The sequence below is a fragment of the Lentzea sp. NPDC055074 genome (assembly GCF_053608005.1).
In genome coordinates this window covers 106,308-132,005 of the sequence record NZ_JBSGUQ010000003.1, presented here as the reverse complement: position 1 = coordinate 132,005, position 25,698 = coordinate 106,308, and the positions used below count along the sequence as shown (strand labels likewise).

Below are 25,698 nucleotides of genomic sequence, written 5' to 3'. Positions count from 1 at the left end.
CCTCCCGCTACGGGTTGAGCCTGGCGTACGCGGGCTTCGGCCTCAGGTTCTCGTCGAACAGGCAGGCCGCGCCCTCGCCGGGGAACACGTCGGGCACCCACGAGTGCCGGTCGGTGAAGCCCCAGGTGGTGAACTCGACGCAGCGCCGCACCGCGTGGCAGGCGTCCCACATCTGGCCGAAGTAGCTCGCCTGCGCGTCCAGCTTCTCGGGCGTGACGGGGAGCGGGATGCGCACGTCCGCCTCGGTGATCGCGACGTCCAGGCCGAGAGCCGCGAACCGGGCGATGTTCTCCCTCATCCCCGCGGGGAACCCGTACAGCAGCGAGAGGTGGCCCTGGATGCCGACGCCGTGGATCGGCACGCCCTGCTTCTTCAGCTTGCGCACCAGCTCGTACGTCGCGTCGCTCTTGGGGTTGAGCCCCTCGATGTTGTAGTCGTTGATGTACAGCTTGGCCTTGGGATCGGCCTTGTGGGCCCAGCGGAACGCGTCGGCGATGTAGCCGTCGCCGAGCTTCTCCTGGAACACGGTCTGCCGGCGCGTGCCGTCCTCGTTGAACGCCTCGTTGACGACGTCCCACGCCCGGATCTTGCCCCGGTACCGGCCCGCCTCGGTCCTGATGTGGTCCTTGACGACGCCGCGCAGCTCGGCGGCCTCGAGCCCGGCCACCCAGTCGGGCAGCTGGCTGTGCCAGACGAGGGTGTGCCCGCGCACGGTCTTGCCGGACTTCCTGGCGTACTCGACGATCGCGTCCGCACCGGACCAGTCCTGCTGGCCCCGCACGGCCTCGACGACGCCCCACTTCATCTCGTTCTCGGGAGTGACGCTGTCGAACTCCCGCGTCAGCACCTTCTTGTAGTCCGCCTCGGCGTTCAGGTGCTGGACGGCCACCGCGCTGCCCACGTACCTGTTCGTGACGCCCTTCAACGGTCCCGCCGCCGAGGCGGGTGCCGACTGGACGAACATCAGGAGTACTGCCGCACCAACTGCTAATCGGGTTCGCACGATCATCCCTTCACTGAGCCGGTCAGACCGCCGACCATGCGGCGTTCGGCGAGGACGAAGAACGTGAGAGCGGGGATCATGGACAGCGCGGTGAAGGCGAGCACCTTCGCGGTGTCCTGGGTGTGCTCGGACTGGAACATCGCCACGCCGAGCGGGAGGGTGAAGTTGGTGGAGTCGTTGAACACCAGCAACGGCAACAGGTAGAAGTTCCAGCTGGTGACGAACGCGAGCACCGACACCGTGATCAGCGCCGGGCGCGAGAGCGGCAGCAGGATCCGCCAGAAGAAGCCGAGCTTCGCCGCGCCGTCGAGCAGCGCGGCGTCCTCCAGCTCGTTGGGGATGGCGTGCATGAACGGCCGCAGGATGACGATCGTGACCGGCAGCGAGAACGCCGCCTCCGGGATCGCGACGCCGAGCGGGTTCTCCAGCAGGCCGAGCTGACGGAGCCACAGGTACAGCGGCAGCGTCGCCACGCCGAGCGGGAACAGCAGGCCGAGCGTGAACAACGTGTAGAACGCCTCGCGGCCCTTGAAGGCGTAGCGGGACAACGCGAACGCCGCCATCGACCCGAGCACGACCGCGAGCGTCGTCGCGATCACCGCGATCAGCGCGCTGTTGCCGAGCAGCCGCCAGAACTGCGGGGACGTCGCCACCTCGGCGTAGTTGTCCCACACGAACGGTCCGGGCAGGCCGGCCGGCGACGTGTTGATCTGCGCCGTGGTGCGGAAACCGCCCAGGATCACGAACAACAGCGGCACCACCGTCATGCCGATGACGGCGAACGCGGCGAGATAGCCGACCATGTTGCGACGTGCCATCTCAGCGCACTCCCGTCATCGCGCCGGCGGTGTCACGGCGCAAGGCGAACCGCTGGTAGAACAACGCGAACACGAAGCAGATGATGAAGAGGATCACCGCGACCGCGCTGCCGAACCCGAACTCGTACCGCTTGAAGCCGTGGTCGACCAGGTAGGTCGCCATCGTCGAGGACGCGTTGGCGGGCCCGCCGAGCGTCATGATCCAGACCAGGTCGAAGAGCTGCAGCGACCCGATCACCGACAGGAACACCCAGATCCTGATCGTCGGCCCCAGCAACGGGAGCACGACGTGCCGGGTGGTCTGCCAGGCGCTCGCGCCGTCCAGCGCGGCGGCCTCCCGCAGCTCGGGCGGAACGCCCTGCAGGCCCGCCAGCAGCAGGATCACGCCGAACCCGATGTACTTCCACGTGATCACCACGAAGAGCGTGTAGAGCACGATCGACGAGTCGGCGAGCCACAGCTGCACCAGTCCACCGAGACCGACCGCGCGCAGGATCTCGTCGATGAACCCACCAGGCTGCAACATGAGCAGCCAGATGACCGCGGTGACGGCCTCCGACAGCACGTACGGCGCGAACACCACCATCCGCAGGACCGTCCGGCCGCGCAGTTTCCTGTTGAGCAGCAACGCGAGGCCGATGCTCAACGGCAGCTGCACGACGACGGACAGCGTGGCGATGATCAGGTTGTGCCCGATGGCGCCCTGGAAGACGTCACCGGAGAAGGCGTCGACGTAGTTGTCGAGCCCGACGAAGTCCGTGAGCGGGCCGAAGCCGTTCCACGAGAAGAGGCTGTAGTAGGCCGCGACACCGATCGGCACCAGCACGAACCCGGTGAACAGCAGCAGTGCCGGGATCAGCAGGAGCGCGAGCTCGAGGCGAGTGCGGACTCTGGACCGCCGCCGGGTGCCCCCGGCCGCTGGCGCGTGCGGCACGGGGGCGGTCGGCGGCCGCGTGGTGATCGCGGCACTCATCATTTGTTCCCGGCAGCCGCTTCACTCACCGACTTGACGATGGTGTCGGGCCCGCCCTGCCCCGCGAAGAAGTTCGCGATGGCGTCGTTCAGGGCCTGGCCGACCTTCGTCGGGAACGCGGTGTCGAAGTAGAGCTGCACGTGCGACGCCTTGCCCATGGTCTCGGCGATCGCCTTGTGCGGTTCGCTCTTCAGCGCGGCCACACCGGCCGGGGTGACCGGCAGGCCGGAGTTGGTCTCGGCGAGGATCTTCTGCACGTCGTCGCCGACCAGGTGGCCGAGGAACTCCGCGCACGCCTTGGCCGCGCGGGTGGTGCAGGAGAACCCGTCACCGCCGCCGACCATCACGCTCGGATCGCCCTGTCCGCCCGGTACGGTCGGGAACGGGAACCAGCCGATCTTCGAGCCGAGCTCCTTGTCCTCCGTGAGCGCCTGCATCACGTCGGGGTTCCAGTCGCCCTGCAGCTCCATGGCGGCCTTGCCGTTGGCCACCAGGCCCGCCGAGCTGCCCGCCCCCTGCTGAGCGGGCGTCCCGACGAACCCGTCCTGGAACGGTTTCGTGTCCAGGAAACTCTTGAGGTTCTCGCCCGCCTTGAGGAAGCACGGGTCCGTGAGCTCGGTCTTCTCGACCGCCTTCTTCAGCGTGTCGACCGAGCACTGCCGCACCGCGAAGTACGCCCAGTAGAAGGCGTCCGGCCAGCGGTCCTTGCCGCCGATCGCGATCGGCGTGACACCCGCGGTCTTCAGCTTCGCGACGGCGGCGTTGAGATCGTCCAGGGTCGCAGGCGGCGAGGTGATCCCCGCGCTGGCGAAGACGTCCTTGCGGTACCAGAACCCGACCGCGTGCATCAGGTACGGCGCACCGTACTGCTTGCCGCCGACCTTCCAGCCGTCGGCGTTCTTGGCCAGCGGGCCGATCCAGCCCGACGAGGCCTGGGTGATGTCCGCGATCTTGCCGGACTTCAGCTGGTCGGCGAGCGCACCGCCGCCCCACTGCTGGAAGAGGTCGGGCGGGGTGTTGCCCTGCAGGGCGAGCGGCACCTTGGTCTGGAACTGCTCGTTCTGCAGCGGTTCGATCGTGAACGAGGTGTTCGGGTGGGTCTTGTGGAAGTCGTCGGCGATCTGCTGCCACTTCGACTTCATCGGCTCGGTGGTGCGGTTGTGCCACCAGGTGAGCGTGACGGGGCCTTCCGTGGAGGCGTCACCGCCGCCACCACCGCACCCGGCCAGCACGAACGCCGCGGCGGCGAAGAGGGCAAGGGGCTTTCTGGAACGCATTGGGGGGTCCACTCCTGACGACGTCGGCCGGTTGGACTGCCTGTGTTGGGGCCAGAGACTCCCGTGTGAACCGGTCCCGTGTCAATCGTTGTCGATAACGTTTTACACGGCTAGCCTGACCCGGTGCCTCCACGCTCTCGCGTCACGATCAAGGACGTCGCCGCTCAGGCCGGCGTCTCGGTAGCCACCGTCTCCAAGGTCCTCAACAACCGCTACGGCGTCTCGGCCGACACGTTCGCGCGGGTCACCGCCGTGATCAAGGACCTCGGGTACGAGGCGAGCCTCGTCGCGCAGAGCCTGCGCAACCACCGCACGAACGTGATCGGGATCCTCGTCGCCGACATCGAGCCGTTCAGCACCGAACTGCTCAAGGGCGCGGCGGACGCCATCCGCGGCACCGGTTTCGAGCTCGTCGTGTACTCGGCGGGCGGTCGCACAGGCGATCCGCACGGCTGGGAACAGCGCTACCTCACGAGGTTGAGCGGCACGCTCGTCGATGGCGCCGTGCTGGTCACTCCCGCCGTCGACCTCGAAGGCATCCCCGGCACGCCCGTCGTCGCCGTCGACCCCCACACCGGGCGTGCGGCACTGCCGACCGTCGACTCCGACAACCTGCACGGCGGCCGGCTCGCGACGGAGCACCTGCTCGCGCTCGGCCACCGCCGGATCGCCATGCTCACCGGCCGCGAGGACCTGAAATCGGCCCAGCAGCGCGAAACCGGCTACCGGGGAGCGCTCGCCAGCGCCGGGGTGCCGGTCGACGAGACCCTGGTCCGCCGCGGCGACTACGACCCGGACGTGGCGGCCGCGTCGGCCCGTGCCCTGCTGACCGGGCCCGACCGCCCGACCGCGATCTTCGCAGCCAACGACACCACCGCCATCGCGGCCATCGAGGCCGCGCTCGACCTCGGCCTGCGCGTGCCCGAGGACCTCTCGGTGGTCGGCTTCGACAACATCCCCGAGTCCGCGTTGTGCAGCCCGCCGATCACGACGGTGCAGCAGCCGATCCGCGAGATGGGCCACCGCGCCCTCGAACTGCTGGTGCGGCTCATCAACGGCGACGAGCCCGCCGACACCCACATCACCCTGGGCACCGAACTGGTCGTCCGGCAGTCGACCCGCCCACTGACCTCGTGAGGTTGTTCTCGTGACGACAGAAGCCACCGCGCCGGACGAGGTCTGGCGCGACCCGCACGCATCCGTGGCCGACCGCGTGCGCGACCTGGTCGCGCGCATGACGCCGCAGGAGAAGATCGCGCAGCTGCAGGGCATCTGGGTCGGCATCGACGCCGTCGGCGACATGGCCCCGCACCAGCACGAGTTCGCCGTGGCACCGCAGGACTTCGACGAGCTGACCAAGCACGGGATCGGCCAGCTCACCCGCGTCTTCGGCACCCGGCCGATCGCACCCGAGGTCGGCGCGCGCACGCTCGCCCGCACCCAGCGGAAGATCGTCGAGTCGAGCCGCTTCGGGATCCCGGCGATGGCGCACGAGGAGTGCCTGACCGGCCTGGCCGCGTGGCAGGCGACCGTGTTCCCGTCGCCGCTGTGCTGGGGTGCCACCTTCGAACCGGACCTGGTGCGGCGCATGGCCGCGAAGTTCGGCGGTTCGATGCGCCGCCTCGGGATCCACCAGGGCCTCGCGCCCGTCCTCGACGTGGCGCGCGACCTGCGGTGGGGCCGCGTCGAGGAGACCATCGGCGAGGACCCGCACCTCGTCGGCACGATCGGCGCCGCCTACGTCGCCGGACTCGAGTCCGCGGGGATCGTGGCCACGCTCAAGCACTTCGCCGGCTACTCGGCCTCCCGGGCGGGACGCAACCTCGCGCCGGTGTCGATCGGGCCGCGCGAGCTCGCGGACGTGATCCTGCCGCCGTTCGAGATGGCACTGCGCACCGGTGTCCGGTCGGTGATGAACTCCTACTCCGACAACGACGGCGTGCCGGTCGCGGCCGACCCGAGGATGCTCACCGAACTGCTGCGCGACGAGTACGGCTTCACCGGGACCGTGGTCGCCGACTACTTCTCGGTGGCGTTCCTGCACAAGCTGCACGGCGTCGCGGCGGGCCGGGAGGACGCGGCGGCCCAGGCACTGGCGGCGGGCATCGACGTCGAACTGCCCACTGTGGACTGTTACGGCGAGCCGCTGCTCGAAGGCCTCTACTTCGACCGGGTCGACGTGGCGCTGGTCGACCGGGCGCTCACCCGCGTGCTGACCCAGAAGGTCGAGCTGGGGCTGCTCGACCCCGGCTACTCCCCCGCGCCCGACGCGGACCTCGACCTCGACGACCTCGAGTCCCGGGCCCTCGCCCGCGAGGTGGCCGAGCGTTCGATCGTGCTGCTGCACAACGACGGCGTGCTGCCGCTGGCCGGCAAGCGGCTGGCCGTCATCGGCCCGCGCGCGGACGAGCCCGGCGCGATGATGGGCTGCTACTCGTTCCCGATGCACGTCGGCGTGCACCACCCGGACGTCGAGATGGGCATCGAGGTCATGACGGTGCTGGAGGCGTTGCGCGAGGACCACGACGTGGTGTTCGCGCGGGGATGCCCCGTGACCGGCGGTTCCGACGACGAGATCGTCGAGGCCGTCGAGGCCGCGCGGCAGGCGGAGGTCTGCGTCGTGGTCCTGGGCGACCAGGCCGGGTTGTTCGGCAACGGCACGTCCGGCGAGGGCTGCGACGTCGCGGACCTGAGGCTGCCCGGCCGTCAGGAGGAGCTGCTGGAGGCGGTGCTCGGCACCGGCATGCCCGTGGTCCTCGTGCTGCTCTCGGGCAGGCCCTACGACCTGTCCCGGCAGGCCGACCGCCTCGCGGCCGTCGTCTGCGGTTTCTACCCCGGTCAGGAGGGCGCGGAGGCGCTCGCGGGGGTCCTCGGCGGACGCGTCGACCCGTCCGGCAGGCTCCCGGTCAGCTTCCCCGGCGCCGGGTCCACCCAGCCGTCGACCTACCTCAGCGCTCCGCTGGGCACCCGCAGCGAGGTCAGCACGGTCGACCCGACCCCGCTGTTCCCGTTCGGCCACGGGCTCTCGTACACGCCGGTCACGTGGGTGACGGCGGGCTGCGAGGAGCGTGAGTGGCCCACCGACGGCACCTGCGCCGTGCACGTGGTCCTGCGCAACGACGCGGACACCCCGGCCACCGAGGTCGTCCAGATCTACCTGCACGACCCGGTCGCGGAGGTCGCGCGGCCGGTCCGGTCGCTGGTCGGCGCCGTGAAGGTGGACCTCGCGCCCGGCCAGACCCGCACCGTCACCGCGCGGCTGCACGCCGACCTCACCTCCTACACCGGCCGGGCGGGACATCGCCAGGTCGACGCCGGTGACGTCGAGCTGCACGTCGGGACGTCGAGCGCGAACATCCACACCGCTTTGAAGCTCTCGATGACCGGGGCCGCGCGGCGGGTCGGGTTCGACCGCGCGCTGACACCGGAGTTCACGACGAGTCCTTAGCGTGTTTCCCCGTGCGAGCCCGGTAACGTCCACTGCGGACGGACCGGGCTGCCGGAGGGGTTTTCTGTGCTGGAGATCAGCGGACTGACGTGGGCCATGACGATCGGGGTGATCGTCGCGCTGCTGGCGGTCGACCTCGTGCTGGCGGCGTGGCGGCCGCACCGGATCGGCTTCCGCGAGGCCAGCCTCTGGTCGGTGTTCTACATCCTCGTCGCCATCGGCTTCGGCGTGTGGTTCGCCTGGGCGCACGGCGGTGAGTTCGGCACGGAGTACTTCGCGGGCTACATCGTCGAGAAGAGCTTGTCGGTCGACAACCTCTTCGTCTTCGTGATCATCATGACGACCTTCCTCGTGCCCGAGGAGCACCAGCACAAGGTGCTGACGTTCGGCATCGTGCTCGCGCTGGTCATGCGCGGCATCTTCATCGCCGTCGGCGCGACGCTGCTGTCGTTGTTCTCGTTCATGTTCTTGCTGTTCGGGCTGCTGTTGATCTTCACGGCGGTGCAGCTGTTCCGGCATCGCAACGAGGATCCGGACGTCGAGAACAACGTCGTGGTGAAGACCGCGCGCAAGCTCCTGCCCGTCACCGACGACTACGTCGGCGGCAAGATCTTCACGCGCATCGACGGCAAGCGCCTCGCCACCCCGTTGTTCGTCGTGCTGGTGGCGATCGGCGGCGTCGACCTGCTGTTCGCGCTCGACTCGATCCCCGCGGTGTTCGGCGTGACCGAGGAGCCCTACATCGTCTTCACCGCCAACGCGTTCGCGCTGCTCGGCCTGCGCGCGCTGTTCTTCCTCGTCAAGGGCCTGCTCGACCGGCTCGTCTACCTCTCGGCCGGTCTCGCGGTCATCCTCGCGTTCATCGGCGTGAAGCTGATCCTGCACTGGGCGCACGTGGACATCTCCGAGAGCGTGCCGGAGATCCCCACTCCGCTCAGCCTGGGCGTGATCATCGGCATCCTGGCCGTCGTGACCGCCGCCAGCCTGGTCAAGACGCGCAACGACCCCTCGGCCAAGGCTCACCCCGGTTCGCTGCGGGCTCACCGCGAAGAGGAGCGGTAGCGGGTCACTTCCCCGGGCCCGGCTTGCCCTTCTCCTTGCCGGGCTTGGCCTTGCCACCGGCGGCCTTGCCGTGGTCCACGACCTGGGCCGGTGGCGGCGCGACGATCGGGGCGGTCGGCTGCACCACGACGGGTGTGGCGACCAGTTCGGCCGTGCGCTGCTGGGTCGACGCGGGGGTGTTCGCGGCGGGAACGTTCGTGGCCGGTGCGTTGTTCGTGGCCGGCGGTTCGGAACTCGTCGCGGTGACGCTGTTCCAGGCGCTGAGCCCGGTGCCGATGGCCGAGATGAGCACGACGGCCGATGCGGCGGCGAGCAGGCTTCGTGAGCGGGGACGGGTGACGACGACGGTCGGCGGGTCGCCCACAGGGGTGCGCAGAGCCGCAGCGCACTCGGCCGCGGACGGGCGGCGGGACGCGCTCAGCGCCGTCATCCTGGACAGCAGCCGCACGAGGTCGAACGGCAGGTGCTCCGGCATGGTCGGCGGGCGGTGCAGGCGCGCGACAGCGGCCTCGAGCTCCGTCCCCTCGTACTCGCGGCGCCCGGTCAGGCACTCGATCAGCACGAGCCCCAGCGCGTAGACGTCGGCCGCCGAGGTGACCTCCTGGCCGCGCACCTGTTCCGGCGCGAGGTAGGCGGCCGTGCCCACGACCTGGCCGGTCTTGGTGAGCCCGGCGCTGTCCGCCGAGCTCACCAGGCCGAAGTCCGCGAGGCGCGGGAGCTCGTCGTCGTCGAGCAGCACGTTGGAGGGCTTGACGTCGCGGTGCACGAACCCGCGAGCGTGCACGTGCGCCAGTGCGTCTGCCAGGGCCGCACCGACGCGACGCACGTGCTCGACGGAGAGCGGCCCGTCGCTGAGGCGGTCGCGCAGGGTCCTGCCCTCGATCAGTTCCAGCACCAGGTACGGCGTCTCGCCGCCGGGGTCCGCGTCGTAGACGGTGACGAGCCCGGGATGGGACAGGCCCGCGAGCGCGCAGATCTCGTTGTCGATGCGGCGGGCGTCCGCGAGGTCGTCACCGGGCCGGAAGAGCTTGACCGCGACGTCGCGGGCCAGGAGGACGTCCGTGGCACGGCGCACCTGTGCGACACCGCCCGTACCAAGCACCTCGCCCAGCCGGTACCGGTCGGCGAGAAGAACACTGTCCGGCGGCATGGGCTAGACCTTTCCGTTCGGGCGGGACCTACCGTGGGTGCCCATCCGGCCGGTGATCCAACCGTGGAGCTCGCTCCACCCGCGGACACCTGCTGCCCGGATCGAGCTCTCCTCGCCGCGCGACCAGCCTGACCTGGAACAACGTCCAGCGGCCGAGAGATGACCGCGTCAAGAGTGAAACCGGCCCCTCGTCCTGCTCGGGTTCGGCACCACAGTGGACACGGCCTGCATCACCGAAGCCGTGTTCCCGAACGGCTGCTCACGTGGAATGGATTCGTGCCACGATCAATGGCCCCTCGCACAGTTCCGAGCCTCGTCGCTAATGTCGTTTCGCGGCCGCATTCCGCTTCTTCCACGAGAACGAGGTGAAAATCGTGCGTGCAATTTCGGCGTTCGTGCTGACCGCCGCCGCGACACTGGCCGCCGCGGTCCCGGCGTCGGCGTCGGTCGACGCCGCGGTCGCCCTCCAGTCGCAGGCCAGGCTGGAGGCGCGGGGTGCCGCGGTCGTCGTTCCGGTGCGGGTGATGTGCCAGAACGGCGCCACCGGGTCGTTGTGGGTGCAGGTCACGCAGAACGTGCGCGGGGACCTCGCGACGGGCGACAAGTACACGTCGAACGTCCCGTGCACCGGTGATCACCACCGCCTCGACGTGACCGTCGTGTCCCGCACGAAGGCATTCCGGCCGGGCGTCGCATTCACGTCCGCCGCGTTGAACGTCTACCTTCCGCCGGACAGTTCGAGCATTGTCGAGAACGACCGGGAAATGATCCTCGTCCGGTAGTCAGCGTCGCTTGACCGCGGTGGACGCGCGGACCACGAGCTCCGGCTGGAACTTCACGTGCCGGTGCTCGTGGTCCGGTTCGTTCTCCGCCAGCAGCAGCTGGGCGGCGGTGCGGCCCAGCTGCTCGCGCGGCTGGCGCACCGACGTCAGCGGCACGGCGGCGGCCGCGGCGAACTCGATGTCGTCGTAACCCACGACGGCCAGGTCGTCCGGCACGCGCAGGCCCTGCTGCGTCATCGACTGCAGCAGGCCGAGCGCCAGCAGGTCGTTCGCGCAGAACGCCGCCGTGGGACGTCGTGACGCGGGCAGGCCGACCAGCCTCTCCCCCGCGCCGCGCCCCTCGGCCACCCGCAGGCCCCTGGTCTCGAGGAACGTGAGCGCGTCCGCCGGCAGCCCGGCGTTGGCGAGTGCCCGCACGGCGCCCTCCCGCCGGTCGCGCACCTGCTGGATGGACAGCGGGCCGCCGACCATGGCGATGCGCGTGTGGCCGTTCTCGATCAGGTGGGTCACCGCGAGCTCGCCGCCGAGCACGTCGTCCACGGCGACCGAGCAGCGCGTGCCGTCCGGCGCCTCCCGGTCGACCAGCACGACCGGCGTACCGCGTTCGGCGATCTGCGCGCTCTCCGTGTCGACCGGGGTGATCAGGATGCCCTCGACGCGTTGCTCGTGCAGCAGCTCCAGGTACTCGCGCTCACGGCCGCCGTCCGAGGCGCTGTTGCACAGGAACAACGCGAGGCCCGCCTCCCGTGCCGCGTCCTCCACGCCGCGCGCCACGTCCGTGAAGAACGGGTTCGCCGCGTCGAGCACGAGGTAGGCGAGCACCCGGCTGCGGCCCGCGCGGAGCTGACGCGCGGACTCGTTGCGCACGAAGCCGAGCTCCTCGATCGCGGCCAGCACCCGTTGCCGGGTGGCCGGGGCGACGACGTCGGGCCGGTTCAGCACGTTCGAGACGGTCGCGTTCGACACGCCGGCGTGCTGCGCGACGTCGCGGATGCCCACTGACGGCTTCACCGGCGGCTCCTTTGTTGAAACGTGACAACGAATCGTACCTCGCAACCCTTGACATGGTGACGTAACACACTCAGAGTGCTCGTAACTCAGGCGTTAAAACGTTTCAACATCGAGGAGACGGACGTGGACCGACCTCCCGTGGTGACGCTGGACGAGGTGAGCAAGTCCTTCGGCGCCGTCCGGGCGTTGTCCGGGGTGTCGCTGCGACTGTTCCCCGGCGAGGCCCACGCGCTGCTCGGGGAGAACGGCGCGGGCAAGTCGACGCTGATCAAGACGCTCGCCGGAGTCCACCGCCCCGACGCGGGCCGGGTGCTCGTGGACGAGGCGCCCCAACGGTTCTCCGGTCCCGCCGACGCCCTGGCCGCGGGCATCGCGATCATCTACCAGGAGCCGACGCTGTTCGGCGACCTGTCGGTGGCCGAGAACGTGTTCATGGGCCGTCAACCGCTCGGACTGGGCCGGCGCATCGACATCGCGCAGATGAACGCGCGCACCTCGGAACTCTTCTCCCGCCTGGGAGTCAGGCTCGACCCCGCCCGGCCCGCCCGCGGACTGTCCATTGCGGACCAGCAGCTCGTCGAGATCGCCAAGGCCCTCTCGTTCGACGCCCGCGTGATCGTGATGGACGAACCGACCGCGGCCCTGTCCGCGCACGAGGTAGAACGGCTCTTCGGTGTGGTGCGGGCGTTGCGCGAGCAGGACGCCGCCGTGCTGTTCGTCTCGCACCGGCTCGGCGAGGTCTTCGAACTGTGCCAGCGCGCCACGGTGCTGCGCGACGGCGAGTTCGTCTGGTCCGGCACGCTGGAGGACGAGACGCCGGACTCGTTGGTGCGCCGCATGGTCGGCCGCGAGCTCTCCCAGCTCTTCCCCAAGCAGGACACGACCGCGGGCGAGGTGCTGCTCTCGGTGCAGCGCCTGACCCGAGAGGGCGTGTTCACCGACGTGTCGTTCGACGTCCGCGCGGGCGAGATCGTCGCCCTGTCCGGACTCGTGGGCGCGGGCCGCAGCGAGGTGGCCCGGGCGATCTTCGGCATCGACCGTCCCGACGCGGGCTTCGCCTCGGTGCGGGGCAAACGGCTGAAGTACGGCTCCCCCACCGCCGCGATGGCCGCGGGCATCGGGTTCGTGCCGGAGGACCGGCGCCAGCAGGGACTCGTGATGGACGCGTCCATCGAACGCAACACCGCGCTGGCATCGCTCGGCCGCCTGTCGACGTTCGGCCTGCTGCGGCGCCGTCCCGAACGCGCGCTGGCCCAGGACTGGGCGGTGAAGCTGCGGCTGAAGTTCTCGAAGCTGAGCGACCCCGTCGGCGTGCTGTCCGGCGGCAACCAGCAGAAGGTCGTGCTGGCGAAGTGGCTGGCGCGGCAGCCGTCCGTGCTGATCGTCGACGAACCGACGCGCGGCATCGACGTCGGCACGAAGGCCGAGGTGCACCGGTTGCTCTCGGAACTGGCCGGGCAGGGCGTCGCGGTGCTGATGATCTCGTCGGAACTGCCGGAGGTGCTCGGCATGGCCGACCGCGTCCTGGTGATGCACGAAGGGCGGCTGGTGGAGGAGTTGTCGCGGGACGAGGCGACGGAGGAACGGGTGGCGCTGGCTGCGGCCGGACAGGCGGTGTCGCAGTGACGGCACCCCACATCCCTCAGCCACGCGGCGGCGACACGACAGCGCCGCACGTCCCTCAGTCGGGCGGCGGCGACACGACAGCGCCGCACGTCCCTCAGTCGGGCGGTGGCTACACGACGGCACCGCACGTCCCTCAGTCGGGCGGCGGCGACACGACAGCACCCCACGTCCCCCAGTCGGGCGGCGGCGACACGACAGCACCCCACGTCCCCCAGCCAGGTGGCGACGACACGACAGCACCGCACGTCCCCCAGCCACGCGGCGGCGACACGAAAGCACCCCACGTCCCTCGGTCAGGTGGTGGCGACACGACAGCACCCCACCTCCCCCAGCCACGCGTCAGCGACACCTCCCGCGGCCGGGCGGAGGTGGTCCGATGACCACCCAGCTCAGCTCGCCCCCGTCCCCACCCGCCCAGCGCACCGCCGCCCGCCGCCTCTCCACCCGAGTCGGCCGGGTCCGCGAGCTAGGCATCGTCGTCGCCCTGGCCCTCGTCGTGATCCCCACGGCGATCGTGAACCCGAGGTTCATCCAGCCCCAGAGCCTCCGCGACCTCCTCCTCAACGCCTCCATCGTCGCCCTCCTGGCGGTGGGCCAGACCCTGGTGGTCGTCACCCGCAACGTCGACCTGTCCGTCGGCTCGGTCCTGGGCCTGTCCGCGTTCCTCACCGCCCAGCACTTCGCCGACAACCCCGGCACCCCGCTCCTGCTGGGCATCGGGTTCGGTGTCGCGGTCGGCCTGGCCTGCGGCCTGCTCAACGGACTGCTGGTCGCGTTGGGCAACGTCCCGAGCCTCGTGGTCACGCTGGGCACGCTCTACGTCTTCCGAGGCGTCGACTTCGCGCTGGCGCAAGGCAAGCAGGTCAACGCCTCCAACCTCCCCGACGCGCTGCTGAACCTCGGCAGCGCCCGCGTCCTCGGCGTCCCGATCCTCGTGCTCGTCACCGTCGCGGTCATCGCGGTCGCCGCCGTCTACCTGCGCTCGTACCGGTCCGGCCGCGAGCTGTACGCGATCGGCTCGAACCCGGAGGCCGCCACGCTCGCGGGCATCCCGGTCGCCAAGCGCACGCTCACCACGTTCGTCCTCTCCGGACTGATCGCGGGCCTCGCGGGCGCGCTGTGGGTGGCCCGCTACGGCACGGTCGACGCGGCGGCGGGCACCGGACTCGAGCTCCAGGTGGTCGCCGCGGTCGTGGTCGGCGGCGTCGCGATCTTCGGCGGGTCGGGCACGGTGACCGGCGCGGCGCTCGGCGCGTTGCTGCTGGGCACGATCACGAGCTGCCTGGTGGTGCTGCAGATCCCCGCGTTCTGGCAGCAGGCGATCGCGGGCGCGTTGCTGCTCAGCGCGATCACCGTCGACCGGCTCCTGGCGCTGCGGCTGGCCAAGGCACTGCGCACCTCGGAAGGGACCAGCCATGCGTAACCTCCTGCGGTGGGAGACCGCGCTGGTGTTCCTCCTGATCGTGGTGGCGCTGACCGGGCAGGTCAGCACGGACGGGTCGTTCCTGTCCGGTGGCAACCTCTTCTACCTCGGGCTCGACATCGGCGAGATCGCGCTGATCGCCCTCCCGCTGACGCTCGTGATCGTCGCCGGCGAGATCGACCTGTCCGTCGCGTCCGTGCTCGGCCTGTCCAGCGCGCTGATCGGCTGGCTGTGGAACGCGGGCTGGCCGCTCGAGACCATCCTGCCGACCGTGATCGTGGCGGGCGCGGTGTGCGGTGCGGTCAACGGGGTGCTGGTCACCCGCCTCGGGCTGCCCTCGCTGGCCGTCACCATCGGCACCCTGGCGCTCTACCGCGGTCTCGCGCTGGTCGTCCTCGGTGACACCGCCGTCGCCGACTTCCCGGCCGGCTACACGTCGTTCGGCACGACACCGGTGCCCGGCACCGACATCCCGTACCCGATCGTGCTGGCCGCGGTCCTCGCGATCCTGTTCGGGATCGCCCTGCACGCCAGCTCGTTCGGCCGGTCCGTGTACGCGATCGGCGCCAACGAGGAGGGCGCGCGGTTCTCCGGCATCCGGGTCAAGCGCGTGAAGCTGTCGCTCTTCGTCCTCGCCGGAGCGGTCGCCGCGATCGCCGGCATCGTCTACACGTTCCGCTTCTCCAGTGCCCGCGCGGACAACGGCCTCGGCCTCGAACTGGCCGTCGTCGCCGCCGTGCTGCTCGGCGGCGTGTCCATCTTCGGCGGCCGGGGAACGCTCTTCGGCGTGCTCGCGGGCGTGCTGCTGCTGGGCGGCCTGCGCAACCTCCTGATCCTGCAGGACACCTCCACCGAGGTCCTCACCATCGTCACCGGACTCCTGTTGCTGGTGAGCGTTCTCGCCCCGTCCGTCACCCGTCGCGTCGGAAGCCTAAGGAAGGCCGCACCATGAACACACGTCTAGTGCTCGCCCTGGTGATGTCCGGGGCAGTCGCGCTCACCGCCTGCGGTGGCACCACGAAGGACAGCGCGACGGACCAGACCGGCGGCGCCACCAACGCCGCGAAGGGTGATCCGAACGCGGCCCTGAAGGAGGGCCTGAAGATCACGTTCCTGCCCAAGCAGGTCAACAACCCGTACTTCACCGTGGCGCAGAAGGGCTCCGAGCAGGCGGGCACGGCGATCAAGGCCGAGGTCAAGCCGACCGGACCGTCGGACGCGGCCGCGTCCTCGCAGGTCACCTACATCAACACCGCCGCGCAGCAGAAGCAGGACGCGCTGGTGATCTCCGCGAACGACGCCAACGCCGTGGCGCCCGCGCTGAAGAGCGCGCGCTCACAAGGGCTCAAGGTCGTCACGTTCGACTCCGACGCCGCGCCGGACGCGCGTGACGTGTTCGTCAACCAGGCCACCTCGAACGAGATCGCGGCCGGCCAGGTGAAGATGATGTCCGAGGCCGTCGGCGGCAGCGGTGAGATCGCGATCCTGTCCGCGACCCCCAACGCCACCAACCAGAACGCGTGGATCGAGGTCATGAAGACCGAGCTCGCGAAGCCCGAGTACTCGGGCATGAAGCTCGTGGAGACCGCGTACGGCAACGACGACGACCAGACGTCGTTCCAGAAGACCCAGGGTCTGCTGCAGGCGCACCCGAACCTCAAGGGCATCATCTCGCCGACGACCGTCGGTGTCGCGGCCGCCGCCCGGTACCTCAGCTCGTCGGAGTACAAGGGCAGGGTGCAGGTGACCGGCCTCGGCACGCCGAACCAGATGCGCAAGTTCATCCAGGACGGCACGGTGAGGTCGTTCTCGCTGTGGGACCCCACCAAGCTCGGCTACCTCGCCACCTACGCCGCCGCCGCGCTCGCGTCCGGGCAGATCACCGGCGCGGAGGGCGAGAAGTTCAAGGCGGGCGACCTCGGTGACTACACGATCGGCGCCAAGGGCGAGGTCGTGCTCGGCCCGCCGACCGTGTTCACCAAGGACAACATCGACAAGTTCGACTTCTGACATGCGCGTCTGCTTCACCTTGCGGGTCCGCCCGGACCGTCTCGACTCCTACCGGGCGCGGCACCGCGAGGTGTGGCCGGAGATGCGGGCTGCCCTCAGCGAGGCGGGTTGGCACAACTACTCACTCTTCCTCGCCGAGGACGGCCTGCTCGTCGGGTACCTGGAGTGCGACGACTTCGACGCGGCGCTCGCGGAGATGGCACGCACCGAGGTGAACGCGCGCTGGCAGGCCGAGATGGCGGAGTTCTTCGTCGGCGACGGCAACGCCGACGAACGGATGCGGCCCCTCGACGAGGTCTTCCACCTCGACTGAGTTTGTTTGGGGAGAACACATGAGCGTGAAAGACGCGTTGCGCGAGCAGCGGATCGAGACCCCGTCGTGGGCGTACGGCAACTCCGGCACCCGCTTCAAGGTGTTCGCGCAGCAGGGAGTCCCGCGCACGCCGTACGAGAAGATCGACGACGCCGCGGTCGTGCACAAGCTGACCGGGGTCGCGCCGACCGTGGCGCTGCACATCCCGTGGGACCGCGTGGACGACTTCGCGAAGCTGGCCGAGTACGCGCGGGACCGGGGTGTCGCCCTGGGGGCCATCAACTCCAACGTCTTCCAGGACGACGACTACAAGCTCGGCAGCGTCTGCCACCCGGACCCGCTGGTGCGGCGCAAGGCGATCGGGCACCTGCTCGAGTGCGTCGACATCATGGACCAGACCGGGTCGCGCGATCTCAAGCTGTGGTTCGCGGACGGCCTGAACTACCCGGGCCAGGACAACATCCGCGCCCGCCAGGACCGGCTCGCCGAGGCGCTGCGGGAGACGTACGCGCGGCTCGGCCCGGACCAGCGCATGTTGCTGGAGTACAAGCTCTTCGAGCCCGCGTTCTACACCACGGACGTGCCGGACTGGGGCACGGCGTTCGCGCACTGCCAGCAGCTGGGCGACCGGGCTCAGGTCGTGATCGACACCGGGCACCACGCGCCGGGCACGAACATCGAGTTCATCGTGGCGTTCCTGCTGCGGGCCGGGAAGCTCGGCGCGTTCGACTTCAACTCGCGCTTCTACGCCGACGACGACCTGATGGTGGGGGCGGCCGACCCGTTCCAGCTGTTCCGGATCATGCACGAGATCGTGCTGGCCGACGCGCTGAGGCCCGCGGCCGGCATCGCGTTCATGCTCGACCAGTGCCACAACCTGGAACCGAAGATCCCGGCGATCATCCGCTCGGTGCTCAACGTCCAGGAGGCCACCGCGAAGGCGCTCCTCGTCGACCACGACGCGTTGGACGCGGCACAGCAGGCGGGCGACGTGCTGGAGGCGAACGCGGCGTTGATGGACGCCTACAACACCGACGTGCGGCCGCTTCTGCGGGAGCTGCGCGAGGACATGGGGCTGGATCCCGATCCGATGGCCGCGTACCGGCGCTCCGGGTACGCGGAGCGGATCGTCGTGGAACGAGTCGGTGGCGAGGCCGCCGGGTGGGGTGCGTGATGAGCCAGGTCGACGCGCTGCTGGGCCGGAGCAACCGGCTCGGCGCCGATCCGCGCAACACGAACTACGCGGGCGGCAACACCTCAGCCAAGGGGTCCGTGACGGACCCGGCCACCGGGCGGCCCGCGGACGTCCTGTGGGTCAAGGGATCCGGTGGTGACCTGGGCACGTTGCGGGAGGCCGGGCTCGCGGTGCTGCGCCTGGACCGGCTGCACGCGCTGACCGAGGTGTACCCGGGGGTCGAGCGCGAGGACGAGATGGTCGCCGCGTTCGACTTCTGCCTGCACGGCAGGGGTGGCGCGGCGCCGTCGATCGACACCGCCATGCACGGGCTGGTCGACGCCGACCACGTCGACCACCTGCACCCGGACGCCGGCATCGCGTTCGCCACGGCGGCGGACGGCGAGGCGCTGGTCAAGGCGTGCTTCGGCGACCGGGTGGTGTGGGTGCCGTGGCGGCGGCCCGGTTTCCAGCTGGGACTGGACATCGCCGCGGTGAAGCGGAACAACCCGCAGGCCATCGGCGTGATCCTGGGCGGGCACGGCATCACGGCGTGGGGTGCGACGAGCGACGAGTGCGAGGCGCACTCGCTGGAGATCATCCAGACCGCGCAGCGCTACCTCGACGAGCACGGCCGCGCCGAGCCGTTCGGACCGGTGGTGCACCCTCCTTCGTCCACTGAGGACCGTCGCATGAGGGCCGCCGAGCTCGCACCGGTGATCCGCGGCCTGGCCTCGACCGACAGCCCGCAGGTCGGGCACTTCACCGACTCCGACGTCGTGCTCGACTTCCTCGCGCGGGAACGGCATCCGGAACTGGCGGCGCTGGGAACGTCGTGTCCCGACCACTTCCTGCGCACGAAGGTCCGGCCGCTCGTGCTCGACCTGCCCGCCACCGCTCCGTTCGAGGACGTCGTGGCGCGGCTGAAGCAACTGCACGAGGCCTACCGCGAGGACTACCGCGCCTACTACGAGCGGCACGCTTCCCCGGACAGCCCTGCGATGCGCGGTGCGGACCCGGCGATCGTCCTCGTGCCGGGCGTCGGCATGTTCAGCTTCGGCCGCGACAAGCAGACCGCGCGCGTGGCCGGCGAGTTCTACGTGAACGCCATCAACGTGATGCGGGGCGCCGAGTCCGTGTCGCGGTACGCACCGATCGACGAGCGCGAGAAGTTCCGCATCGAGTACTGGGCTTTGGAAGAAGCCAAGCTGCGACGGATGCCGAAGCCCAAGCCGCTGGCGACCCGCGTCGCACTCGTCACCGGTGGCGGGTCGGGCATCGGCCGGGCGGTCGCCGAACGCCTGGCCGCCGAAGGCGCGTGCGTGGTGGTCGCCGACCGCGACGGTGACGCGGCGCGTGCGGTCGCCGAGGGCATCGGTTCGCCGGACGTGGCGGTGCCGGTGACCGTCGACGTGACGGACGGGCCGGGCATCGCCGAGGCGTTCCGCGCGGCGGTGCTCGCGTTCGGCGGCGTGGACCTGGTGGTCAACAACGCCGGGTTGTCGATCTCCAAGCCCCTGGAGGACACCACCGAGGCCGACTGGGACCTGCAGCACGACGTGATGGCCAAGGGCTCGTTCCTGGTCTCACAACAGGCGGCCAGGGTCATGCGCGCGCAGGGCATGGGCGGCGACATCGTCTACATCTCGAGCAAGAACGCGGTCTTCGCCGGCCCGAACAACGTCGCGTACGGGGCCGCCAAGGCGGACCAGGCGCACCAGGTCCGGCTCCTGGCGGCCGAACTGGGCCCGGACGGCATCCGCGTCAACGGCATCAACCCGGACGGCGTGGTCCGCGGCTCCGGGATCTTCGCGGGAGGCTGGGGCGCCCAGCGCGCCGCCGTCTACGGCGTGCCCGAGGAGAAGCTGGGCGAGTTCTACGCCCAGCGCACGCTGCTCAAGCGCGAGGTGCTGCCCGAACACGTGGCAGCGGCGGTGTTCGCGCTGACAGCGGGCGACCTGTCGCTGACGACCGGCCTGCACGTGCCGGTGGACGCCGGTGTGGCAGCGGCGTTCCTGCGATGACCGCCGTAGCGGCGGTAGACCTCGGAGCGTCCAGCGGCCGGGTGATGCGCGGGGTCGTCACCGACGGCACCGTGCGCGTCGAGGAGGTGCACCGGTTCGCGAACGGCCCGGTGCACCAGCACGGTTCGCTGCACTGGGACCTGCCCGCGCTCTACCACGAGGTGCTCGCCGGGCTGAGGCTCGCCGGAAGCGTGTCCAGCATCGGCATCGACAGCTGGGCGGTCGACTACGGCCTGCTCGACGCGTCCGGCGAACTGCTGGGCAACCCGGTGCACTACCGCGACTCCCGCACCGACGGCATCAAGCCCCAGGACGGCCTGTACGAGCTGAACGGCCTGCAGTTCCAGCCGTTCAACACGATGTTCCAGCTGATGGCCGAACCCCTGCTCCCCCAGGCCTCCCGGCTCCTGCTCGTCCCGGACCTGCTGTCCTACTGGCTGACCGGGCAGTGCGGTGCCGAGTACACCAACGCCACCACGACCGGCCTGATCGACGTCCGGACGGGACGGTGGTCGGCTGAGCTCACCCAGGACCTCCCACGCGGCCTGCTGCCGGACCTCCGCCACCCCGGCGACCTCGCGGGCACCTTCAAGGGCACCCCCGTCACCGCCGTGGGCTCGCACGACACCGCCTCCGCCGTCGTGGCCGTGCCCGCGTCGAACGACCGGTTCGCCTACATCTCGTGCGGCACCTGGTCCCTGGTCGGCGTCGAGCTCGACTTCCCGGTCCTCTCCGCCGAGAGCCGGGCCGCCAACTTCACCAACGAGGGCGGCGTCGACGGTACGATCCGCTACCTGCGCAACGTGATGGGCCTGTGGCTGCTGCAGGAGTGCCTGAGAACCTGGAACGCCCCGCTGGAGCCGTTGCTGCGCGAGGCCGCGACCGCGACCGGTTCGGTGTTCGACCCCAACGACCCGGTGTTCCTCCCGCCGGGCGACATGCCCGCGCGGATCGAGCGGTGGTGCGGGAGGTCCCTGACCCGGCCCGAGATCGTCCGGTCCGTCCTGGACAGTCTCGCCCTCGCCCACCGCGATGCCGTCGTGGACGCGCAACGGTTGTCGGGCAAGGAGGTCGAGGTCGTGCACATCGTCGGAGGCGGCTCGCGCAACGAGCTGCTCTGCCAGCTGACCGCCGACGCGTGCGGGCTGCCCGTCGTGGCCGGTCCGGCCGAGGCGACCGCGCTGGGCAACGTGCTGGTGCAGGCTCGTGCCGTGGGGGCGGCCCACGGCACGCTCGCCGATCTGCGGCGGTTGGTGCGGGAGTCGCAGCCGTTGCGGCGTTACCTGCCCCGCTGAACCCCGGCCCGGATCTGGCCGGCACGAGCCGCCCGACGCAGCATCACCACGGTGGCGGCCGAGCAGACCACCAGCGCCAGCAGGCTGGCCTCCGGCCCGAACGTGCCCCCGGTGAGCACAGTCGGGCCGGACAAGGTGGTCCGCAGCACCCCATCGGGAACGTCGTCGGACCCGGACACAGCGATGCCGAAGATCCCGGCATGGGTGAAGTTCCACGCGAAGTGCAGCCCGATCGGGAACCACAACGACCGCGTGAGCACGTAAGCCGCAGCCAGCATGGCCCCACCGGTCAGCCCGATGGCCAAAGCTCCCCACAGCGTCGCGTGGACGTTGACCAGATGCGTGGCGCCGAACAGCAACGACGACACGGCCAACGAGACCACCGTCCCGGCCCGCTCCTCCAGGATGCGGAACAGCACCCCGCGGAACAGCACCTCCTCCATGGTCGCGACGCTGATCATCATCCCGGCGACCCCCACACCACCGAGGAACGAACCCCACGACAGCCCGTCCAGCCCGCCGAACACCACGATCAACAGCATCAGGGCGCAGAACAGCCCGAACCCGAGCAAGGCACCCCTGCCCAGCCCCGGCCACCGGTCCCGGGCCTCGAGCTCGGGCAGCTCCTCGCGCTGCTCGACCTTGCGGGAAAGCCAGCGGTAGCAGGCGATCCCGGCGACGGCCAGCCCGACCCCGACGGGCAGCGCGAGCAGCGGAAGCGGTGCGACGAGGGTGTCGACGCCGACCACCGCGAGCATCACGGCGAACAACGAGACGAAGAGGACCGGGAACCTGAACCGGCCCAGGGACTCGACGGACGAACGTGGCTTCATGGCTCCGGCTTCCTGACTCGTCTGCGGGACACCACGAACGCTAGGCAGCTCTGGAGTCAGCCGAATCCCACCGGGGAGGACAGCCTCGGGTAGCTCTCGCGGGGGACAGCGTCACTCCTCGCCGACCGGCATCGCCACCAGGCTCACCATCCGGCGCGTGCGCCCGTTCCCCGCCTCACCGCCGGCCCGGGCCGCGACCGCCGCACGCACCTCGGCCAGCAACGAGGCGTGTTCCTCGTCGGTCAGCCACAGTGCGGCCTGCTGGTAGGTCACGCCGTCGGCCGCGGGATCAGCCGGTTCGCGGCCCAGGTACCGGCCGAAGTCCGCCAGCAGGCTGCCGGCGAACGCCGTGAAAGCGCGGCGGTGGTCGTCGAGCGTCATGGCCTCGCGGTCGGCGATCTGCACGCGGTCCGCCCGCAGCCGGTAGGTGCGTTCCATGATCCCCCGCACCCGCTTCTCCTCCAGCACCTCGAGGACCCCGGCGTCGGCGAGGACGGCCACGTGCCGGTACATCGTCGCGGGCGGGACCTCCGGCATCCGCTTGCGCAGCTGCGTGGTCGTGCTGGGACGCCCGTCCAGCAGCGCCTGCACGACGCGCATCCGGACCGGGTGCAGCAGGAGGTCCAAGTTCGCCATGTCCGCCACGATCTCATTGCTGATACTGTTCTCAAAACTGATAACGGAGGTTCGCCCATGAACGGCGCCACCCACGCCGGCCGCACCGTCGAGATCACCCTCACCCCGGACGGCCACACCCTGCCCGGCACCCTCACCCTGCCCCCAGGACCGGGCCCGCACCCGGCAGTGCTGTGCTTACCCGGCTCGGGGCGGGTGGACCGCGACTCCAACGCGGGCAGGCTGCGGATGGAGCTCGGTGCCCCGCTGGCGCAAGCCCTTGCACAGCAGGGCATCGCGTCACTGCGCTACGACCGGCGCGGCGTGGGCGACTCCCCCGGCGACTGGCGTGCCGCGGGGTTCACGGACAACCGCGCCGATGCGGCGCTGGCACTGCGGACGCTGCGCGCCCGCCCGGAGATCAGGTACGAGGCGACCGGCGTCGTCGGGCACAGCGAAGGCGCCGTCCACGCGATGTGGCTCGGCGCCCACGAAGAACCCGCGGCCGTCGTCCTGCTCGCGGGCTACGCGCGTCCCGGCAAGGAAGCCCTGCTGTGGCAGGCCCGACGGGTCGCGGGCACGGTGCCCCGCCTCGTCCGGCCGTTGCTCCCCCTCCTGGGCCGGATCGGCTCGAAGCAGCTCGCCGCGGTGGAGGCCACGACCACCGACGTCACGCGGGTCGCCGGGACGCGGCTCAACGCCCGGTGGTGGCGCGAACAGCTGGCGTACGACCCTCGCGCCGACCTGCCCGGCATCACGGCCCCGGTCCTCGCGATCACCGGCGAGAAGGACCTCCAGGTCGATCCCGCGGACCTCGACGTCGTCGCCTCGCTCGTGCCCGGCGCCGAGGTCCGGCGCGTACCGGACCTGACGCACCTCCTGCGGCGCGATCCCCGGCCTCCCGCACTGACGTCGTACGGCCGCCTGCTGCGCGAACCCGTCGACGCCGGGCTGCTCGCCGACGTCGCGGGGTGGCTGGCGCACCACCTTCGCTGACACCCTGCGCCGTGGTCGGCGGCACCCGCTGACCACGGCAGCCCTGGACAGCCGCGCACGGGGAGTGTTTGGATCGATGCAGCACGTGTTTACAACGTTGTAAAGATCCCCTGCAGATTGGACGAGACGTGACGTCAAAGATCGTCGTGACGGCCTTGGCCCTCTCCCTGCTCGGCGGCGTGCCCGCTGTGGCCTCGTCCGCCGCGCCCGACTTCTCGACGGCCGAGGCCGGCAACCCCTTCGTGGACGGGTGGTACGCGGACCCGGACGTCGCGGTCTACGACAACAGGTACTGGGTCTTCCCCACCTCGTCGCGGCCGTACGACCAGCAGACCTACCTCGACGCCTTCTCCTCGACCGACCTGGTCAACTGGACCAAGCACCCCGACGTCCTCACCACCGCGAACGTCTCCTGGGCGCGCCGGGCGGTCTGGGCACCCGCTCCCGTGCAGCGCAACGGCAAGTACTACCTGTACTTCGGCGCGAACGACATCCAGAGCAACTCCGAGCTGGGCGGCATCGGCGTCGCCGTGGCGGACAGGCCGGAGGGCCCGTACCGGGACGCGATCGGCAAGCCGTTGATCAGCCAGTTCGTCAACGGCGCGCAGCCCATCGACCAGGACGTCTTCGTCGACACCGACGGTCAGGCGTACATGTACTACGGCGGCTGGGGCCACGCGAACGTCGTGAAGCTGAACGCGGACATGACGAGCCTCGGCCAGTTCCCGGACGGCAGCACGTACAAGGAGATCACCCCGGCGAACTTCACCGAGGGTTCGCAGATGTTCAAGCGCAACGGCAAGTACTACTTCATGTGGTCCGAGGACGGCTGGACCGGCCCGAACTACGCCGTCTCCTACGCGATCTCCGACTCCCCCACCGGGCCGTTCACCAAGCTCAGCCGCGTCCTCGCCCAAGATGCCGCCGTGGCAAGGGGATCCGGCCACAACTCGGTGATCAACGTGCCCGGCACGGACATCTGGTACATCGCCTACCATCGGCGCCCGCTCAGCCGCACCGGCGCCAACGACCGGCAGCTCGCCTACGACCGGATGAACTTCAACGCCGACGGCACCATCCAGCCGGTGACCATGCGGGTGAAGGACAACTTCGACGACAACAACGCCATCGGCTGGACCACGTACGGCGGCACGTGGTCTGCGAGCGGCGGCAGGTACCAGACCGGCGCGTCGTTCGGCGGGAAGTCGTTGCTGGACACGAACTTCTCGAACTTCGTGCAGGACGCCGGCATCACGCCGTCGTCCGCCTCCGGTGACAGCGGGGTCGTGTTCCGCGCGACCCAGGCGACCACCGGCACCGACGCCTACCGCGGCTACTACGCCGGGATCACCGGCAACGGACGGGTCGTGCTCGGCAAGGCCGACAACAACTGGACGCAGCTCGCGTCGGCCCCGGTGAGCGTCCGGCCGAACGTCCGCCACCACCTGCGGGTGGAGGCGATCGGCTCGGCCATCAAGGTCTACGTCGGCGACATGGCCACACCGAAGATCAGCGTGACCGACACCAGCTTCTCCAGCGGGGCCAACGGGGTGCGCGTCTTCAACACCGGCGCGAGCTTCGACGACTTCGCGGTCTCCCACCGGTGACCCGTTCAGGCGGGCCACTTCCGGGGTAAGGACGTCATGTCCGAAGCACCGAACCCCGGGGGAACGATGAACCGCAAGCAGGCGTGGTTCGCCGTCGCGGTCGTGCTCGCGCTGCTCGTGTCCGGCGTGCTGGTGCCGAGCCTGAGAGCGGACGAGCTCACCGTGGACATCTCGAACCTGTTCACCGTGGCGACGGTGGCTGTCATCACCGGCACTCTGCTGAGCGTCGGCACACGCGATCGGTAGACGGGTGGCGGG

General features: G+C 70.3%; 23 protein-coding genes. 15 read left to right on the top strand and 8 right to left on the bottom strand.

Annotated elements, in window-relative coordinates; genetic code table 11:
• Positions 1 to 7: 7 nt before the first annotated feature.
• From ACWF7A_RS07915 to ACWF7A_RS07900, 4 genes are read right to left on the bottom strand one after another with little or no spacing between them, the layout of a single operon-like run.
• Entirely contained in the window at positions 8 to 964 is a 957-nt protein-coding gene (locus ACWF7A_RS07915; RefSeq protein ID WP_452249683.1) for an endo-1,4-beta-xylanase, read from the bottom strand.
• A gap of 41 nt (positions 965 to 1,005) precedes the next feature.
• Positions 1,006 to 1,821, bottom strand: coding sequence for a carbohydrate ABC transporter permease (locus ACWF7A_RS07910; RefSeq protein ID WP_452249682.1), 816 nt, complete (start codon positions 1,819 to 1,821; stop codon positions 1,006 to 1,008).
• Position 1,822: 1 nt separating this feature from the next.
• The gene (locus ACWF7A_RS07905) at positions 1,823 to 2,794 is read right to left on the bottom strand and encodes a carbohydrate ABC transporter permease (protein ID WP_452249681.1); all 972 of its coding nucleotides are present in this window, start codon (positions 2,792 to 2,794) and stop codon (positions 1,823 to 1,825) included.
• Positions 2,794 to 4,071 carry an extracellular solute-binding protein gene (locus ACWF7A_RS07900; protein ID WP_452249680.1) on the bottom strand — a complete coding sequence of 426 codons (1,278 nt, stop codon included), beginning with the start codon at positions 4,069 to 4,071 and terminating at the stop codon, positions 2,794 to 2,796. Before ACWF7A_RS07900 ends, ACWF7A_RS07905 begins: the two co-directional genes overlap by 1 nt.
• Before the next feature lie 123 nt (positions 4,072 to 4,194).
• On the opposite strand from ACWF7A_RS07900, the gene ACWF7A_RS07895 reads away from it, so the two are divergent.
• The 3 genes from ACWF7A_RS07895 to ACWF7A_RS07885 all read left to right on the top strand — a co-directional run bounded on the left by ACWF7A_RS07895 (position 4,195) and on the right by ACWF7A_RS07885 (position 8,581).
• Positions 4,195 to 5,208, top strand: coding sequence for a LacI family DNA-binding transcriptional regulator (locus tag ACWF7A_RS07895; protein WP_452249679.1), 1,014 nt, complete (start codon positions 4,195 to 4,197; stop codon positions 5,206 to 5,208).
• A 10-nt stretch (positions 5,209 to 5,218) separates the two neighbouring features.
• Entirely contained in the window at positions 5,219 to 7,519 is a 2,301-nt protein-coding gene (locus ACWF7A_RS07890; protein WP_452249678.1) for a beta-xylosidase/alpha-l-arabinosidase, read from the top strand.
• Positions 7,520 to 7,585: 66 nt separating this feature from the next.
• Complete coding sequence (locus ACWF7A_RS07885; protein ID WP_452249677.1) at positions 7,586 to 8,581, top strand: TerC family protein; 996 nt, start codon at positions 7,586 to 7,588, stop codon at positions 8,579 to 8,581.
• 4 nt (positions 8,582 to 8,585) lie between these two features.
• Here ACWF7A_RS07885 and ACWF7A_RS07880 read toward each other — a convergent pair whose 3' ends face one another.
• Positions 8,586 to 9,731 (bottom strand): protein kinase domain-containing protein, encoded by a 1,146-nt coding sequence (locus tag ACWF7A_RS07880; RefSeq protein WP_452249676.1) that lies wholly within the window; start codon positions 9,729 to 9,731, stop codon positions 8,586 to 8,588.
• Positions 9,732 to 10,105: 374 nt separating this feature from the next.
• Here ACWF7A_RS07880 and ACWF7A_RS07875 point away from each other — a divergent pair, with 374 nt between their 5' ends.
• The gene (locus ACWF7A_RS07875; RefSeq protein WP_452249675.1) at positions 10,106 to 10,513 is read left to right on the top strand and encodes a hypothetical protein; all 408 of its coding nucleotides are present in this window, start codon (positions 10,106 to 10,108) and stop codon (positions 10,511 to 10,513) included.
• Here the strand turns inward: ACWF7A_RS07875 and ACWF7A_RS07870 are convergent, their stop codons facing one another.
• Complete coding sequence (locus tag ACWF7A_RS07870) at positions 10,514 to 11,524, bottom strand: LacI family DNA-binding transcriptional regulator (protein ID WP_452249674.1); 1,011 nt, start codon at positions 11,522 to 11,524, stop codon at positions 10,514 to 10,516.
• Positions 11,525 to 11,632: 108 nt separating this feature from the next.
• Here ACWF7A_RS07870 and ACWF7A_RS07865 point away from each other — a divergent pair, with 108 nt between their 5' ends.
• The 8 genes from ACWF7A_RS07865 (at position 11,633) to ACWF7A_RS07830 (ending at position 21,389) form a co-directional block, all read left to right on the top strand.
• Positions 11,633 to 13,150 (top strand): sugar ABC transporter ATP-binding protein, encoded by a 1,518-nt coding sequence (locus tag ACWF7A_RS07865; RefSeq protein ID WP_452250146.1) that lies wholly within the window; start codon positions 11,633 to 11,635, stop codon positions 13,148 to 13,150.
• A gap of 376 nt (positions 13,151 to 13,526) precedes the next feature.
• On the top strand, positions 13,527 to 14,573 hold the full coding sequence (locus ACWF7A_RS07860; RefSeq protein WP_452249673.1) for an ABC transporter permease: 1,047 nt from the start codon (positions 13,527 to 13,529) through the stop codon (positions 14,571 to 14,573).
• Positions 14,566 to 15,525, top strand: coding sequence for an ABC transporter permease (locus tag ACWF7A_RS07855; RefSeq protein WP_452249672.1), 960 nt, complete (start codon positions 14,566 to 14,568; stop codon positions 15,523 to 15,525). Before ACWF7A_RS07860 ends, ACWF7A_RS07855 begins: the two co-directional genes overlap by 8 nt.
• Positions 15,522 to 16,583, top strand: coding sequence for a rhamnose ABC transporter substrate-binding protein (gene rhaS / locus ACWF7A_RS07850; RefSeq protein WP_452249671.1), 1,062 nt, complete (start codon positions 15,522 to 15,524; stop codon positions 16,581 to 16,583). The genes ACWF7A_RS07855 and rhaS overlap by 4 nt, the downstream gene beginning before the upstream one ends.
• Position 16,584: 1 nt before the next feature.
• Positions 16,585 to 16,896, top strand: coding sequence for an L-rhamnose mutarotase (locus ACWF7A_RS07845; protein ID WP_452249670.1), 312 nt, complete (start codon positions 16,585 to 16,587; stop codon positions 16,894 to 16,896).
• Positions 16,897 to 16,915: 19 nt separating this feature from the next.
• Positions 16,916 to 18,070, top strand: a complete 1,155-nt coding sequence (gene rhaI / locus ACWF7A_RS07840) for an L-rhamnose isomerase (protein WP_452249669.1) — start codon at positions 16,916 to 16,918, stop codon at positions 18,068 to 18,070.
• Positions 18,070 to 20,094: a bifunctional aldolase/short-chain dehydrogenase gene (locus ACWF7A_RS07835; protein ID WP_452249668.1), complete on the top strand. Its 2,025-nt coding sequence runs from the start codon at positions 18,070 to 18,072 to the stop codon at positions 20,092 to 20,094. Before rhaI ends, ACWF7A_RS07835 begins: the two co-directional genes overlap by 1 nt.
• The gene (locus ACWF7A_RS07830; protein WP_452249667.1) at positions 20,091 to 21,389 is read left to right on the top strand and encodes a rhamnulokinase; all 1,299 of its coding nucleotides are present in this window, start codon (positions 20,091 to 20,093) and stop codon (positions 21,387 to 21,389) included. Before ACWF7A_RS07835 ends, ACWF7A_RS07830 begins: the two co-directional genes overlap by 4 nt.
• Here the strand turns inward: ACWF7A_RS07830 and ACWF7A_RS07825 are convergent.
• Both ACWF7A_RS07825 and ACWF7A_RS07820 read right to left on the bottom strand, forming a co-directional pair.
• The gene (locus ACWF7A_RS07825) at positions 21,374 to 22,222 is read right to left on the bottom strand and encodes a CPBP family intramembrane glutamic endopeptidase (protein ID WP_452249666.1); all 849 of its coding nucleotides are present in this window, start codon (positions 22,220 to 22,222) and stop codon (positions 21,374 to 21,376) included. The genes ACWF7A_RS07830 and ACWF7A_RS07825 overlap by 16 nt on opposite strands.
• 111 nt (positions 22,223 to 22,333) lie before the next feature.
• Entirely contained in the window at positions 22,334 to 22,858 is a 525-nt protein-coding gene (locus tag ACWF7A_RS07820; RefSeq protein ID WP_452249665.1) for a helix-turn-helix domain-containing protein, read from the bottom strand.
• Positions 22,859 to 22,915: 57 nt separating this feature from the next.
• Between ACWF7A_RS07820 and ACWF7A_RS07815 the strand changes: the two genes are divergently transcribed.
• The 3 genes from ACWF7A_RS07815 (at position 22,916) to ACWF7A_RS07805 (ending at position 25,686) form a co-directional block, all read left to right on the top strand.
• A complete protein-coding gene (locus ACWF7A_RS07815; RefSeq protein WP_452249664.1) occupies positions 22,916 to 23,833 on the top strand; it encodes an alpha/beta hydrolase family protein in 918 nt (305 codons plus the stop codon).
• A 128-nt stretch (positions 23,834 to 23,961) separates the two neighbouring features.
• Positions 23,962 to 25,440 carry a family 43 glycosylhydrolase gene (locus ACWF7A_RS07810; protein WP_452249663.1) on the top strand — a complete coding sequence of 493 codons (1,479 nt, stop codon included), beginning with the start codon at positions 23,962 to 23,964 and terminating at the stop codon, positions 25,438 to 25,440.
• A 36-nt stretch (positions 25,441 to 25,476) separates the two neighbouring features.
• Positions 25,477 to 25,686: a hypothetical protein gene (locus ACWF7A_RS07805; protein ID WP_452249662.1), complete on the top strand. Its 210-nt coding sequence runs from the start codon at positions 25,477 to 25,479 to the stop codon at positions 25,684 to 25,686.
• The last annotated feature ends 12 nt before the right edge of the window (positions 25,687 to 25,698 follow it).